This is a genomic window from Corynebacterium sp. H130, from assembly GCF_037572395.1.
Classification (GTDB): Bacteria; Actinomycetota; Actinomycetes; order Mycobacteriales; family Mycobacteriaceae; genus Corynebacterium.
The window spans coordinates 173,841-189,434 of the sequence record NZ_JBBHLA010000003.1 but is presented as its reverse complement, the minus strand read 5'-3'; the positions used below and the strand labels follow the sequence as shown (position 1 = coordinate 189,434).

Genomic DNA, 15,594 nt, shown 5'->3' with positions numbered 1-15,594 from the left:
GGGGTTATGGCTACGCTGGGGTTCATGGCACTTTCTGATATTGCTCGTTCGGTAGAAAAGACAATCAATCGCGTCGGTAAGCAGCGTGCGGTGAAGGCCGGGTGGCGGCCCGCGGTAACCAGCTATTACGGCTACGGTGACCAGGATCGGGTGCGTGTGCTAGCGCGTGTGTTGATGCAGGGCGATGAGCCTTCTTCCGAAGCGCAGCGTGGTTTCCGCCAGTTCTTCACGGTCCAGGTTGCTGATGTGCCGGTGACGATCACGGCCGGTTCGCAGACCGTGCACGCCCGCACCAACGACAACGGCTACATCGACGTTCCCGTTTTGGATCACGGGTTGGAGCCTGGCTGGCAGCAGGTGAAGCTCGAGATTGAGGGTGGCGATCCGGCCTACGCCGACGTCCTCGTCCTGGAGCGCGGCGTGCGCTACGGATTGATTTCCGACATTGACGACACGGTCATGGTCACCATGCTCCCCCGCGCCCTCCATGCCGCATATAACTCCTGGTACCTGCGTACCAATGCTCGTAAGGCCGTTCCTGGCATGGCTTCGTTCTACGAGGCTTTGCGGGAGCGCTTCGGCGAGAACATGCCGGTGTTTTACCTGTCTACCGGCGCGTGGAATACCTTCCCGGCACTGGATACCTTCCTGAAGGAAAACCGCTTCCCACGTGGACCGATGCTGCTCACCGACTGGGGCCCAACCGCAACCGGCATGTTCCGTTCCGGCCAGGAGCACAAGAAGGTTCAGCTGCGCAACCTGGTCATCGATTTCCCGGATATCCACTGGATCCTCGTCGGCGACGACGGCCAGCACGACCCGCTGATCTACGGAAATTTCGTATCCGAGCACCCGGACCGCGTCACCATGGTTGCGATTCGCCAGCTCACCCCAGGCGAACACGTCCTGGCTCACGGCACCGCCACTCCAATAGAATCCGGCACCAACTACACCCCGGTGCCATGGATCGAGGGCAGCGATGGCGCGGCGTTGCGCCTGGAATCCGCCAAGCTGAACGATCACGATTAGGCAACACTTAGGGCCAGGAGGCGGAACATTTGTGATCACTTTCCCCTACTGTGGAGTCACACACTCATCGAGGTTAGGAGAGCTATGAATCACGACGTACCGGGAGTACCGACCTCCACCCCAGCTCAGAAGGCAGAGCCAACGGATCCGCGTGGGCCGATCCCTCCTAAGCCAGACCAGGGCAGCCCGAAGCCACACACCCCGACGGGTTGCCCGGTTCACGCCAACCCGGCCGACTTCGGCGAGCAGGGCGCTTTCCACACCACCCAGCAGGGCGCTCGCATCAATGACACGGACCACTCCCTGAAGGCTGGCCGTCGCGGCCCACTGCTCATGCAGGATCACCACTTCCGCGAGAAGATCACTCACTTTGACCACGAGCGCATCCCGGAGCGTGCAGTTCACGCCCGTGGCGCTGGTGCCCATGGTGTGTTCAAGGCCAATGGGGCGGCGGCGAAGCTGACCCAGGCCGGGTTCCTTGCCAAGGACGTGGAAACCCCTGTTTTCGTGCGCTTTTCCACTGTATTGGGCTCCCGCGGCTCCGCAGACACCGTGCGCGATACCCGAGGCTTTGCCACCAAGTTCTACACGTCCGAGGGAACCTTCGACCTGGTGGGCAACAACATGCCGATCTTCTTTATCCAGGACGCGATCAAGTTCCCGGATCTCATTCACGCAGGTAAGCCGCACGCTGACCGCGAAATTCCGCAGGCCCAGAGCGCGCACGATACGTTCTGGGACTTCGTCACGCTCCACACCGAGGCCACCGCGCACACCCTGTGGAACATGTCCGACCGAGGCATTCCGCGTTCGCTCCGCATGATGGAAGGCTTCGGCATCCACACCTTCCGCCTGATCAACGACTCCGGCGAGACGTGCCTGGTGAAGTTCCACTGGAAGCCGAAGCTCGGCGTGCACTCCATGGTGTGGGAGGAAGCGCAGCTCACCGGCGGCATGGACCCGGACTTCCACCGCCGCGACCTTGCCGACGCCATCGAAGCTGGCGCCTTCCCGGAGTGGGACCTCGGCGTGCAGGTATTCCCTGACACCCCGGAGGAAACCTTCGAGGGCATCGACCTCCTCGACCCAACCAAGTTCGTTCCAGAGGAACTCGCTCCCGTCCAGATCATCGGCACGATGACCCTGAACGCGAACCCGACGAACTACTTCGCCGAAACCGAGCAGGTCGCCTTCCACCCTGGTCACCTGGTGCCGGGCATCGACCTCACCAACGACCCACTGCTCCAGGGCCGACTCTTCTCCTACCTGGACACCCAGCTGTCCCGCCTGGGTGGCCCGAACTTCTCCCAGCTGCCGATCAACCGTCCGCACGCGCCAGTCAACGACAACTTCCGCGACGGCATGCACCAAACCGCGATCCACGGCGGCGCCCCGTACAACCCGAACTCCCTCGGCGCGGGCTGCCCGTTCATTGCAGGCGAGGCAACGCTCATCGACGTCCCGCAGGACGTCTCCGGTACCTTCACCCGCGAAAAGCCGGCCTCCTTTGATGACCATTTCTCGCAGGCCACCCTGTTCTTCGAATCCCTCACCCCGGTCGAGCAGGATCACGTCGCTTCCGCCTACGCGTTCGAATTGGGCAAGTGCTACGAGAAGGCCATCAAGGAACGCGCCCTCACGGTCCTGGCCCGCATTTCCCCGAAGCTGTGCTCCGCTGTCGCTGCCGAACTCGGCCTGAAGGCACCGACCTCCGACGAAGTCGCCAAGGTCACCCCTTCCAAGGCGCTATCCCAGCTGGGTAAGACCTGGCCTATCGACGGCCGCACCGTCGGCATCCTCACCGCCGACGGCCACGCCGACGACCAGGTCGCAGCCCTCAAGGATGCGGGTGTGACACCGCTCGTGATCGCCAAGACTGGTGGCGACGGCATCAACCGCACCTACTCCACCACCCGGTCCACCGAGTTCGATGCCCTGGTGATTGTGGAGCAGCCGGATCTGCCGGAGGTAGCACTGCTCGTCGAGGAAGCAAAGCGCCACTTCAAGCCAGTATCCGAGTCTGTCGAAGAAGTGCTTGGCCAGCTGCCGAAGCACCGCACCTGGGGCTAGCGGAGCCACGTGGTGCTAGCGGAGCACCTCCTCCGTTAGCACCTCAAACGGTTGGGTAAGGACGTCCCTTTACGAGGGCACCCTGATGCAGCTGAGGTCGATGGGGCGTCGATAAGCGTGCTGGCCCACACTGTGGCGCGGAACCTCAAATGGAGGCGACCTTGGGGGATTCGATGGGATATCTGAATCAATTTCGGTGGTTTACTCCTGGCGGGGAGCAGGAGCCTGTGCCTAACCAGGGATTCAACTCGCTCGAAATCGTGGGTCCAGCTGCGATTGGCCTCAAGCATCTGCGGTTTATGAGATTCGCGCGCAGGTTTGGGCAATCACTTTCGCGCCCACGGTCATTCAAGACAGCAATGTACACTTCATCATCTTGACCTGCTCTTTTAAGAAGTAGAACAAGGCTCCTACCGATGAGCTCAAAAGAGCACGCTAACGTTAACTCTGGACTTTCTGAAGCTCTGAAACCGATTTACAGCCCATTTCAAGCTCATTGGCGCTGGTCGGATGGGGTGCGACCGTCCAGACCCATGCGCGCGTCATCACAGGTTCGCTGTCCGTTACCCGGGTAAATGGTGGCCGCGTTCAATCGGATTCAACGGGACGAGCGATCGCAATTGGCAGCCTGGTGTCGTTAGTGCCGGCGGGCGTGCTTATCGCCCGGGCCGCTGGTTCGGCAAGCTCGAAACGGGAACTCCTGGCGCTCCGTCTTTTAGGTATTGCATTCCTGGGGAACACATTGCCGCAGCTCATGGGCACCGAATTTGAGCGCAAGTTCATGACCCCTACCGCCCTCGCGCTGGACATGGGGTGTCTGGGGCTCGGTTATAAAACCTCCTCATCAACGACCTCAAACGGTTGAGTGAGATATTCGTTGAGCGCATAGCTCAGCGAATCGAGCGCGTCTTCGCCAGAACTTTCTACTTGTACGAGTCCGCCATCCAGCGGAGTCAATGTGACGCCGCCGAGGTCGCGCTGGGTTATTGTCTGCGCGGTCCGCACGGTTACTCGGAAACGCTTCTTTCGAGCCAAGTGCCATTTTTGCGGGGGTTTCCAGGTGGTCATGATTTTAGGGTAGTTGGTTTGGCCGTGCTTTCGGTCCGCTTGTTGCTTGCTTTCGGTCCGCTTGTTGCTTGCTTTCGGTCCGCTTGGGGGGCCGCTTGTCGACGCCTAAAGTTCGCATACTGTTAACCCGTTGTTTGTTTACCTGGGACGCATATCTGTTCTAATATGGAGTCATAACCGAGGCCAAGAGTTACATGCTTGAAGGGGGTGACCTCGGTGGACCTAAAGTACGTTGTTGAACGAATTCGACATGATCTCGAATTGTTGGAACACCAGTTCGCCACGCCGTCCGCTGAGGCCTTTGAGCAACACCACGAAGCGATCGAGCTCCTAGAGCACGCGCTCCACATCAAAACCCAGCTCGACGCCTCCTTTACCTACTCCGCCATGGCTGCCGGATCAGGTTCAAAGGTTGGCTCCGCGAAGACACTGGACTACCTCACCAAACGCCTCGGCCTTTCTCGAGCTGAAGCGATGCACCGCATGGACCTAGCCAACAGGCTCCACCGCGCCGGCGACCCTATCGCTGCCGAATGCCAGGCGGCCATAGCCCAACAATCGATATCCAGCGAAACCGCACGCATTATCGATAGAGAACTGAAGAAGCTCGACCACTCACTCAAGAGCCACACCCCAGAACTCATCTCCACTGCCCTGAAAGCTGTCAGCCCCGATGAAACCCGCAGGTTGTTACGTAACCGGGTAAACGAACTCAATAATCAACTCGATCCTGATCCGACCCGCGCCCGTCGTAAACGCTCATTCCGCATGGGAGCCCAAGACCGCGACGGCGGAGTCGAATTCTCCGGCTACGCACCCGCCGCCGACGCTGCAATGCTCGAAGCCGCACTAGCCAACAGCATCCGCGGTGGCGCAGCAGCTCAAAACAACGAAAACCGCACCTTTACCCAGAAGCGCTACGACGCACTCATGGGCATCATCCGCCAGCACGAACGCCTACTGTCCAGCACCAACCGCAAAGGCCTCGGCACCATCGTCCTGTCCCTCACCGAAAACGATTTACTGAACCTCAACAACACAACCCAGATCCGGACCAACACCTCCTACAGCCTCACCCCATACGAACTCCTCGCACTGGGAATCACCAGCAAGGGCATGAGCCTGCTCCACGGCCCCGAAGGAGACCCCATCGCAGCGGCCACCCACTCGCGGCACGCCACAATCGAACAAAAAATCATCCTCGCAGTCACCGAAGGGGTCTGCACACACCCCGGATGCGACCAAGCCGCCATCTGGTGCGACTCCCACCACATCACAGCCTGGATCCAAGGCGGACACACCGACCTCAGCAACCTCACCCTGCTCTGCAGACACCACCACACCAGCAACGATGACACCAAACGAAGACCCGACCGGGGCCACGCCGAACGCTGCCCCAATACAAAACGCGTCGGCTACCACGAACAACCCGGCGCGCCCCCACAATTCAATGACTCCTACCCCGCCAACCAATCAGCCGGGGCCCAACTCCGGGCATAGTAAAAGCCCCGGCCTATCAAGACCGGGGCTCTACCTTCTGTGGGCGAAGGGGGACTTGAACCCCCACGTCCTTGCGGACACTGGCACCTGAAGCCAGCGCGTCTGCCATTCCGCCACTCGCCCGAGCAACATCAATTGCGACTCCAATAACTTAGCACGTACCACCTGCAAATCTACAAATCCGCAGCTAATGCCCCTATACTGGACACGTTAAAATCGAAGGAGGTGTGCTCGTGGGATTGATGGATCGTTTCGCAAGGCTCGACTCAGCAATGCAACGTGGACTCGATAATGGGCTGGCCCGAGTATTCGGCGGCAACGTTGTACCCGCAGAAATCGAAGAAGCGCTCAAACAACAAGCCGAAGACGGACGCGTCCATACCTATGAAGGAACGGTCGAAGCGCCCAACATCTACGACGTCTTCGTCTCCCGCCAAGACCGCGACAACCTCGCCGAGCAGCACCCACGCCTCGAAGAAGACCTCGCCGACCTCATGACGCGCCACCTCCGCAACCAAGGCTGGGTCGCCGTCGGCCCCATCACAGTTCGCATCCAAGCCAGCGAATCCCTCAAAACCGGCCAGCTAAAACTGAATTCCAGCAGCGACGAAAATTCCAGCATCGATGAAGTGGAAGAAAAGCCAGTGACGCAACACCTCAACCTCCTCCTGCAAGACGGCTCCAGCCGCACCTACACAGTGAGGGAAGGATCCAACATCATCGGCCGCGGCACCGAAGCTGACCTCCGTCTCCCCGACACCGGCGTCTCCCGCGAACACGCCGAAATCACCTGGAACGGCGAAGACGCAGTTCTCACCGACCTGCAAAGTACCAATGGAACCACTGTGAATGACATGCCAGTTGATAACTGGATGCTCGCCGACGGCGATGTCATTACCATGGGGCACTCGCGCATCGAAGTCAGAATCACGAAGGGATAGCAGATGGACATCGGAATTTTGCTCATCTTCCGCATCGGCCTCCTCGCGCTGCTGTGGCTCTTCATCCTCGTGATCGTGCGCACCATCCGCAAAGACCTCGGCCAAGCAGCCGGCCCCGCCACCAAGCCGACCTTCAAAGCCAAAGGCCAGCCCCGCCTCCTGACAATTGTGGACGGCCCACTCACCGGCTCCCACCTCGACATTTCCACCCTGCAGGAAATAACCATGGGCCGCAGCAACGACGCAGACTTCACCGTCGGTGACGACTACGCTTCCGGCCGCCACGCCCGCCTCTTCCGCCGCGGCCACGACTGGTTCGTCGAAGACCTCGCCTCCCGCAACGGCACCTACCTCGGCGGCATGCGCATCGACCAGCCAGAAAAAGTCCAGGTCGGCAGCGACATCAAAATTGGACGGACCACCGTCAGGTTGGAGCCATAAATGAAACTCAACTTCACCGTCGCCTCCGACCGCGGCCTCGTCCGAGGCAATAACGAAGACTCCGCGTACGCCGGCCCCCGCCTCCTCGCGCTCGCCGACGGCATGGGCGGCCACGCAGCAGGCGAAGTCGCCTCCCAAATCATGATCAACCACCTGCGGGTCCTCGACGCCGACCCCGCAGACAACGACATCCTCGCCCTCCTCGGCACCGTCGCCGACGACGCCAACGTCGCCATCGCCGAAGAAGCCGACAAGCACCCCGAAAACGCCGGCATGGGCACCACCTGCACCACCCTGCTTTTCGACGGCGAACGCTTCGGACTCCTCCACGTCGGCGACTCCCGCGGCTACCGACTCCGCGACGGCAAGCTGGAACGCATCACCAGGGACGACACCTACGTCCAGTCACTCGTCGATGAGGGCGAGTTGGACGCGGAAGACGTATCCACGCACCCACAACGCTCCCTGATCCTGAAGGCCTACACGGGCCAGCCAGTTGAGCCAACGCTGCAATTCCTGGACGCACAGATCGGTGACCGCCTCCTACTGTGCTCCGACGGCCTCTCCGATCCCGTCACACACAGCACCATTGAGACCGCACTGAAGGAAGGCACCCCACACGACGCAGCAGTTCGCCTGATCGAACTCGCACTGCGTTCCGGAGGCCCAGACAACGTAACTGTAGTAATTGCGGATGTGGTTTCGGGCGATGACGAAGTGCCCGAGCTTCCCGTGACCGCGGGAGCGCTTAATACCGGGGAACCAGAACAGCCACGGCCGGACACCTCCGCTGGACGCGCAGCCGCCATGGTGGACAAATCGCGCCAGCCAGTAGAAATCCCAGCAGCCGCTAAGAAGCGTCGCCCCTGGCTCGGACTCGTGGTCGCCGTCGTAGTGATTAGCCTGCTCGCCGGCCTCGGCTACTTGGCCATGCAGAAACGCAAGGACACTTTCTTCGTCGCCACCAAAGACGACCAGATCGTCATTGAGCAAGGCTTCAACAAAACCATCTTCGGGAAGGACCTGCACCAGACTTACCAGCAGGCATGCCTGGAGGAGGGGAAGCTGAAGGTCGTCGATAAGGGCGATTGCACCCCCTTCACCGTCCAGGACATCAAGCCCGACGCACGCGGTTCCGTTGCGGCGATGCCGGCTGGTTCCTATGACGAAGTGATGCAGCAGGTCACCAGGCTGTCTGAGCAGCTGTTGCCTGAGTGTGTGACACATGAGGGCGAGAAGAAGGACGAGACGACGCCGGGTGATTTGACCACGCCGGGCGTGAACTGCCGGGAGGTACGCAAGTGACCTGGCGACGCACAGAATTCTTCCTACTCCTATTCGCAGCGCTACTTACCGGGCTGGCCATGGTCAACCTGGAGGTGGCGCTCGGTAATCCGCTGACCCACGACATGTTCTACGTCATCGGCGGATTCATCGTGGTGTTCACCATCGCGCACCTGGCGCTATGTTTCCTGGCGCCCAACGCCGACCAGTTCATGCTGCCCGTCGCGGCACTACTGAACGGCCTAGGCCTGATCATGATTTCCAGGCTCGATGCAGCGCTCGGGAATGCGATGGCCAGTAGGCAGGTGATGTGGTCGCTGGTGGGCGTTGTGCTGATGGTGCTCGTGCTCGTGTTCGTGCGCGATCACAAAGTGCTCAGCCGGTATTCCTACCTGCTCGGCCTGGTGGGATTGATTCTGCTGGCGCTGCCGATGGTGTGGCCAATCCAGCCCGAGACGGCAGCAGACGCCAAGATTTGGCTGACCCTCGGCCCGTTTTCCATCCAGCCGGGCGAGTTCTCCAAGATCCTCCTGCTGCTGTTCTTTGCGCAGCTGCTGGTTAATAAGCGCGCTTTGTTTACGGTGGCCGGATACCGGATCCTGGGCATGGACTTCCCTCGCCTGAGGGACCTCGCCCCGATCCTGCTGGTGTGGGCCATCGCCCTGTTCATCATGGCCGGCGAGAACGACTTCGGCCCGGCGCTGCTGCTGTTCGCAACGGTGCTCGGCATGCTGTACCTGGCCACCAACCGCGCCTCCTGGCTGCTCATTGGTGTGGTCCTCGTGGCGATCGGTGGCTTCGGAATTTACCAAATCTCCGACAAGATCCAGGCTCGCTTTGCGAACTTCCAAGATCCAATCGGCAACTACGAAACCAGCTACCAGCTAGCGCAGGCCCTCTTCGGCATGTCCTGGGGCGGCATCACGGGCACCGGCCTCGGCCAGGGCTACCCGCACATCGTGCCTGTCGCCTGGTCCGACTTCATCCTCTCCTCCGTGGGCGAGGAGCTGGGCCTCGTCGGCCTGGCGGCTGTGCTGGTGCTGTTCATGGTGTTCATCTCCCGTGGCATGGACGCCGCCCTCAAGGTGAAGGACGCCTACGGCAAGCTCGTCGCCGCCGGCCTGTCCCTCACCCTGGCGATCCAGATCTTTGTGGTGACCGCCGGTATCTCCGCCATGATGCCAATGACGGGTCTTACCACCCCGTTCATGTCGGCCGGTGGCTCCTCGCTGATGGCTAACTACATCCTGCTGGGGCTGATCCTCCGCATTTCCGACCAGGCCAGGAGGACCGCATGAACCGCTCCATCCGAAACACCGCGATCTTCGCCATCATCATCATCCTGGCGCTCCTGGTGAACCTCAGCATCGTGCAGGTGTTCAAGGACAAGGACTACGCGAAGAGCGACCTCAACCGCCGCGGTCTCTATGAGATGAAGTCCACCCCGCGCGGACAAATCTCCGCAGGCGGCCAAGTCCTCGCGCAATCCGTAATCGGCCAAGACGGTTTCTACTACCGCCAGTACCCGAACGACGTGAAGGCCTACGGCCCAACCCTGGGCTACCTGTCCGACACCTACGGCGCATCGGGCCTGGAAAGCTCCTACAACGGCGTACTGAACGGCACCGATGCTTCCCTGTTCGCCTCCCGCTGGTGGGACACCATCACGGGCAAGGAAAAGACCGGTGCTTCCCTGCGCCTGACCATCAACCCGGCTGTCCAACAGGTCGCCTACGAAGGCCTGGCCAGCCGCGGTTATGAGGGCGCCGTGGTAGCGATCAACCCGAAGACCGGCGAAATCCTCGCGATGGCCTCCACGCCTTCCTACGATCCAGCGAGCATCGAGGAGAACTGGAATCAGCTGCAAACCCAAGAGGGCGCGCCAATGCTGAACCACGCCACCCAGGAAACGCTGCCTCCGGGCTCGACGTTCAAGGTGGTCACCACCGCAGCTGGCCTGGCCAACGGCTACACCCCGGACTCCAGCGTCACCGGTGCCCGCCAGATCACCCTGCCTGGTACCAACACCACCCTGGAGAACTACGGTGGCCAGTCCTGTGGTGGCACCACGACCACCCTGCGTGATGCCTTCGCCAAGTCCTGCAACACTGCGTTCGTGGAAATGGGCGTGAAGGTCGGCGACGACGCCATGACCAAGGCAGCCAAGGAATTCGGCCTGGGCGAAACCTACGACCTCGGCCTGCCAATGAGCGCCGGCGCGATCGGCGACCTTTCCGACGACGCAGCCCGCGGCCAGTCCGCCATTGGCCAGCGCGACATCTCCATGTCGGTGCTGCAGAACGCCGTGGTGGCAGCGACCGTGGCAAACAAGGGCAAGCGCATGGAGCCACACCTGGTAGCCGAGGTGTTGGGCTCGGACCTGCGTTCCCTGAAGAAGACGAAGCCGAAGGAGCTAAACCAAGCGATCAGCGCGGAGCAGGCGAAGACCCTGACCGAGTTGATGAAGGGCTCCGAGCGCATGACCGTGGGGGCAACGGGGGCAGATATTGCCTCCAAAACGGGTACTGCGGAACATGGCGAGGACTCTCGGAACTCTAATCCACACGCGTGGTACATCGCTTTCGGACCATCTGCTGACGCTGACGTCGCTGTGGCTGTCGTCGTGAAGAACGGCGGCGACGCAGGGCAGGCAGCAACAGGCGGTTCGGTGGCAGCCCCAATTGGCCGCGCCGTCATCGACGCAGCGCTGCGGAGCACGCGCTAAGGAAAGGACGAGCATGGATCTTCAAGCACTGATTGGACCCGATTACACCCTGCAGTGGGAAATCGGCCAGGGAGGCATGTCCACCGTCTGGCTTGCCGACGACAACCGCGCGAACCGCGAAGTCGCCATCAAGGTACTGCGCCCCGAATTTTCCGACAACCAGGAATTCCTCAGCCGCTTCCGCAACGAGGCACGCACCGCTGAGCAGATTCAGCACCCCAACGTTGTTGCTACCTACGACTACCGCGAGCTTGTCGACGACCGAGGCCGCAATTTCTGTTTCATCGTCATGGAGTTCGTGCGTGGCGAATCGCTAGCGGACCTGATCGCCCGCGAGGGCAAGCTGCCGGAAGAACGGGCACTCGGGATCCTGGAGCAGGCCGCCCACGGCCTTGCGACGATCCACTCGATGGGACTGGTGCACCGCGACATCAAGCCGGGCAACATTCTGATCACCCCGGAAGACCGGGTGAAGATCACTGACTTTGGCATTGCGAAGGCAGCGGCAGCCGTGCCACTGACCCGCACCGGCATGGTGGTGGGCACCGCCCAGTACGTCTCCCCGGAGCAGGCGCAGGGCCACGATGTGTCCGCCGCATCCGATATTTATTCCCTGGGCGTGGTGGGCTACGAGCTGCTGTCCGGCCAGCGACCATTCAACGGGGATTCCTCCGTGTCCGTGGCGATTTCCCACATCAAGGACGCCGCCCCGCCACTGGACGTGTCGATTTCCGCCCCGGCGCGCGAACTGATCGCTATTGCGCTGCGCAAGGATCCAAGGCGCAGGTTCGCCGATGGCCGCGCATTCGCCGGTGCGATTTCGCAGGTCCGCCTCGGTAGCCAGCCTGCAGACCCGAGCCCGCACGCCCCGCAGCAGCCTCATTATGCGCCAACTGGTGCTCAGACGACTGTCATGCCGGTGCGCACCCCTGCGCAGGTGCTGGAGCAGGCAGCCCCAGAGAAGAAGAAGTCCAGCGCTGGCTGGATTGCAGCTGGCGTGATCGCCGCACTGCTCGCGCTGGGAGGCGGAGCCTTCGCTTTCATGTCGATGCAGGAGGGTGGCGAAGAACTGCCAACTCCAACGGCCCCGCCGGCCACGACGGTGACGAGCCAGGTGACGTCGACAAGCGTGCAGGCACCGAAGCCGACGCCAACGAAGACGAGCACGCCGAAGCCGTCGCCAACGACGATCTACGAAACGCCGGAGCTAACGCCGACGCCTACGTTGACGACGCAGCAGCAACCTACTCCGACGCGCACGAAGACGAAGACCCCGACGCCACCAAGCATTGAATTACCTAACTTAGGTGATTTAATAACTAATGCACCTGTCAACTAAGGAAGGAGGATCGGCGCATGCCCCTACATTCACTCGGTAAACGCTACGAGCTGGGTGACATGATCGGTACCGGTGGCATGTCGGATGTGTACAGCGCAACCGACACGCTGCTTGGTCGTGAAGTCGCGGTGAAGATCATGCGCGCCGATCTGGCCCGCGACGAAGGTTTCCGCGAACGTTTCCGCAAGGAAGCGCAAAATGGCGGCAGCCTGAATCACCCCGCGATCGTGGCCGTGTACGACACCGGCGACACCGAAATCCATGGCGTCACCGTTCCGTACATCGTGATGGAGCTGGTGCGTGGCAAGACGCTGCGCACTATCATCCGCGAACAAGCGCCGATCGCCCCTTCCGATGCGGCAAAGATGCTGGTCCCAGTGTGCGAAGCGCTGCAGGTCAGCCACGACGCCGGCATCATTCACCGCGACATCAAGCCGGCCAACATCATGATCACCCCGACCGGGGATGTGAAGGTGATGGACTTCGGCATCGCCCGCGCGCTTGGCGACGCCACCTCGGCCATGACCGCCACCGCCGCCGTGATCGGCACCGCCCAGTACCTGTCTCCTGAGCAGGCGCGAGGCAAGAGCGCCGATGCGCGTTCGGATATCTATGCCCTGGGCTGCGTGTTCTATGAGCTCCTGACCGGCAAAGCACCGTTTTCTGGTGATTCCCCGCTGGCGATCGCGTACCAGCACGTGCAGGAAGAACCGACCCCACCGTCGGAGTACATCCCAAGCCTGTCCCCTACGGTGAGTGTGAACGTGGACTCCGTGTGCCTGACCGCCATGGCCAAGCACCCGGGTGACCGCTACCAAACTGCCGCCGAATTCGCCGAGGACCTGCGCCGCATTGAGCGCAACTCCGTGGCGATGGCTGCCCGCAATCACCTCAACACGGACCCTGATCCGACCCCACAGCCATACGATCCGCCGACGGTTGTCACCGAGCCCGTGACCTACATTCCGCCAGCGGAAAAACGGAAGTCGCCGTGGGGCACCGTCGTCGCAACCCTCGCAGTCCTCGCCCTGCTGGGCGGAGGCGGATACTACGCCTACACGCAGCTAGGCGACGACACCAAGAAGACCGGCGCGTCCAACGTGACGATTCCGAACGTTGCTGGCCAGCAGGAAGCTGCAGCGATGGCTCAGCTGACGCAGATGGGTCTGAAGGTGGAGCGTCGCGAGGAAGCCAGCCCGACCGTTCCGAAGGGCACCGTGATCGCCACGAACCCGGCCGCCGGTTCGCAGATCCGCAACGGAGCCGTGGTGAACCTAGTAGTTTCCTCTGGCAAGGAAGTCGTGGAAGTTCCTGAGCTGGAGAAAATGACAGTTGAGGACGCCTCCAAGGCGCTCGCCGAAATCGGTCTCCAGCTGGACCCTGCGGTGAAGAAGGAAGCCTCCGACACCGTCCCAGAAGGACAGATCCTGGAGCAGTCCCCTGGCGCAGGTGCGCAGGTGTCAAAGGGTTCGCGCGTGTCCATCAAGGTCTCCTCCGGCGTGGAGGAAGTGCGCGTCCCAGCCATCGACGGCATGCAGTGGGAAACCGCCGAGAAGAACCTCACCTCCCTGGGCTTCGTCCCCGAGGTGAAAATCATCGACTCCGACCTGCCAAAGGGAACCGTGATCTCACTGGAACAGGCAGGTCAGAAGATGCCGAAGGGTTCCGTGGTGAACGTGACGGTATCCAACGGTTCGTCGATTAGCACCCCAACCATCACGGGCATGACCGTGCCGCAGGCGGTGCGGGCGCTTCGCGACGCCGGTTGGACCGCACCCGAGACGTCGCTGCAGCAACGACGAGTGCCAACGAACGCGCTTGTGGACCAAGGCAAGATTGCCAAGCAAGACCCGCAAGCGGGTGAGCCACTGCCAAAGGACTCCCTGGTGTACGTTGACGTGTACGAATTCCAGCTGCTGCCAGCTGCCCCGTAATTGCTCAGCAGGTCCACAGCTGGCACAATGAAGTCCAATTAACAACGTATTAAGGGTGAAAGATGCCTAAAGCAAAAGTTTCCAAGAACGCAGTACCAGTAAGCCCGGCCAACCGCACCCCGGTGAAGATTAGCTCCTCCGGCACCCCAGTGTGGTACAAGGTCATCATGTTCGGCTTCATGCTTGCCGGACTGCTCTGGCTGGTAGTGAACTACCTGGCTGGCCAGGACATTACCTTCATGCGTGAGCTGGGACCATGGAACTACGGCATCGGCTTCGGCCTGTTCATCATGGGTCTGCTCATGACCATGGGATGGCGCTAGTTAGAGTCTTTATTCCCCAGCCTGGTTATCCACAGGCTGGGGAATTTTTTGTGCATATAGCGTTATCCACACCTGTGGATAACCGTGTGGAGTACTTATCCACCTTCGCGCTTTTGTTCTATTTTCTAGGTAAAACTCCTGGAAACGGCGAACTGTTCGAAGAGCAGATTCGTAAATTACAAGAATGTAGTTATCCACAGTGTGGATAACTTTTGTGGATAACTAGCGCTTGGGGATAACTTGTGGATCAAAAGAGCCAGCCACTGTGAAAAGAACTGATTCGCCACAACAACCCTGCAATGAAGAACGCACCGACGAGCACCACCCACAAAGCGCGGGAGCGAGGCAGCAACGCCAAAGACAACAGCAGGCCTGCGAGCAGTCCGCCGAGGTGGCCCCAGAGCGACACGGTGGGAGTCATGAAGGTGTAGGCAATGTTGGCCAGGATCAGCACGATCGGTCCGCGTAGGTCCCCGCCTCGCTTGGCCACGATGAACGCGAAGATGACCATCAGCGCGTAGCCCACGCCGGAGGCGCCAGCCGTCGCGACCAAGGGATCCATCCACACGGACACAGTGCTCGCTCCAATTGCGGCCACGACCCACACCAGCAAATACAGCCGGGACCCATAGCTACCTTCCACTTCCCTGCCGAGCAGGAAGAGCAGCAGCAAATTCAGCAGCAGGTGCGCCGGCCCGATGTGCATAAAGGCTGCCGTGATGGCGCGCATCGGTCCCCACGGCTCGTTCATCACCGGCAGATACAGCACTGAGTGATCCGCCAACCAGCTTTCCGGGAGGTTGTCGAGGAGGGACAACGATTGGGTGGCCGTGATGAGGTAACACAGGATCATGAGGCCGCAGAGGGCGACGGTGACGGGCGCTTGGCGCCACCAGGTTTTCAGCATTAATGTGCTCCGAAATGACAAAAGCCTGCCGGC

At 61.0% G+C, this 15,594-nt stretch carries 13 protein-coding genes and 1 tRNA gene; 11 read left to right on the top strand and 3 right to left on the bottom strand.

Annotated features, from left to right (window positions below; translation table 11 throughout):
* The first annotated feature begins 24 nt into the window (after positions 1 to 24).
* Both WG939_RS07125 and WG939_RS07120 read left to right on the top strand, forming a co-directional pair.
* Positions 25 to 1,029, top strand: coding sequence for an App1 family protein (locus WG939_RS07125; RefSeq protein WP_339984133.1), 1,005 nt, complete (start codon positions 25 to 27; stop codon positions 1,027 to 1,029).
* A gap of 84 nt (positions 1,030 to 1,113) precedes the next feature.
* The gene (locus WG939_RS07120) at positions 1,114 to 3,099 is read left to right on the top strand and encodes a catalase (protein WP_339984131.1); all 1,986 of its coding nucleotides are present in this window, start codon (positions 1,114 to 1,116) and stop codon (positions 3,097 to 3,099) included.
* Between the two features lie 828 nt (positions 3,100 to 3,927).
* Here WG939_RS07120 and WG939_RS07115 read toward each other — a convergent pair.
* Complete coding sequence (locus tag WG939_RS07115; protein WP_339984127.1) at positions 3,928 to 4,167, bottom strand: hypothetical protein; 240 nt, start codon at positions 4,165 to 4,167, stop codon at positions 3,928 to 3,930.
* A gap of 216 nt (positions 4,168 to 4,383) precedes the next feature.
* Here WG939_RS07115 and WG939_RS07110 point away from each other — a divergent pair, with 216 nt between their 5' ends.
* Positions 4,384 to 5,667 (top strand): HNH endonuclease signature motif containing protein, encoded by a 1,284-nt coding sequence (locus WG939_RS07110; RefSeq protein WP_339984125.1) that lies wholly within the window; start codon positions 4,384 to 4,386, stop codon positions 5,665 to 5,667.
* A 40-nt stretch (positions 5,668 to 5,707) separates the two neighbouring features.
* Here WG939_RS07110 and WG939_RS07105 read toward each other — a convergent pair.
* Positions 5,708 to 5,790, bottom strand: a tRNA-Leu gene (locus WG939_RS07105).
* Between the two features lie 110 nt (positions 5,791 to 5,900).
* Here WG939_RS07105 and WG939_RS07100 point away from each other — a divergent pair.
* The 8 genes from WG939_RS07100 (at position 5,901) to crgA (ending at position 14,654) form a co-directional block, all read left to right on the top strand.
* Entirely contained in the window at positions 5,901 to 6,608 is a 708-nt protein-coding gene (locus WG939_RS07100; RefSeq protein ID WP_339984123.1) for a DUF3662 and FHA domain-containing protein, read from the top strand.
* 3 nt (positions 6,609 to 6,611) lie between these two features.
* Positions 6,612 to 7,049 carry an FHA domain-containing protein FhaB/FipA gene (locus WG939_RS07095; RefSeq protein ID WP_339984121.1) on the top strand — a complete coding sequence of 146 codons (438 nt, stop codon included), beginning with the start codon at positions 6,612 to 6,614 and terminating at the stop codon, positions 7,047 to 7,049.
* A complete protein-coding gene (locus WG939_RS07090; RefSeq protein WP_339984119.1) occupies positions 7,050 to 8,354 on the top strand; it encodes a PP2C family protein-serine/threonine phosphatase in 1,305 nt (434 codons plus the stop codon).
* Positions 8,355 to 8,413: 59 nt separating this feature from the next.
* Positions 8,414 to 9,631 carry an FtsW/RodA/SpoVE family cell cycle protein gene (locus WG939_RS07085; protein ID WP_445227890.1) on the top strand — a complete coding sequence of 406 codons (1,218 nt, stop codon included), beginning with the start codon at positions 8,414 to 8,416 and terminating at the stop codon, positions 9,629 to 9,631.
* Positions 9,628 to 11,058 (top strand): penicillin-binding protein 2, encoded by a 1,431-nt coding sequence (locus WG939_RS07080; protein ID WP_339984115.1) that lies wholly within the window; start codon positions 9,628 to 9,630, stop codon positions 11,056 to 11,058. Before WG939_RS07085 ends, WG939_RS07080 begins: the two co-directional genes overlap by 4 nt.
* A gap of 13 nt (positions 11,059 to 11,071) precedes the next feature.
* Entirely contained in the window at positions 11,072 to 12,397 is a 1,326-nt protein-coding gene (locus tag WG939_RS07075; RefSeq protein WP_339984113.1) for a serine/threonine-protein kinase, read from the top strand.
* A gap of 17 nt (positions 12,398 to 12,414) precedes the next feature.
* Positions 12,415 to 14,331: a Stk1 family PASTA domain-containing Ser/Thr kinase gene (pknB, locus tag WG939_RS07070; protein WP_339984111.1), complete on the top strand. Its 1,917-nt coding sequence runs from the start codon at positions 12,415 to 12,417 to the stop codon at positions 14,329 to 14,331.
* A 62-nt stretch (positions 14,332 to 14,393) separates the two neighbouring features.
* Positions 14,394 to 14,654, top strand: coding sequence for a cell division protein CrgA (crgA, locus tag WG939_RS07065; protein WP_339984109.1), 261 nt, complete (start codon positions 14,394 to 14,396; stop codon positions 14,652 to 14,654).
* 247 nt (positions 14,655 to 14,901) lie between these two features.
* Here crgA and WG939_RS07060 read toward each other — a convergent pair whose 3' ends face one another.
* The gene (locus WG939_RS07060; RefSeq protein ID WP_339984107.1) at positions 14,902 to 15,561 is read right to left on the bottom strand and encodes a rhomboid family intramembrane serine protease; all 660 of its coding nucleotides are present in this window, start codon (positions 15,559 to 15,561) and stop codon (positions 14,902 to 14,904) included.
* Positions 15,562 to 15,594: the final 33 nt, after the last annotated feature.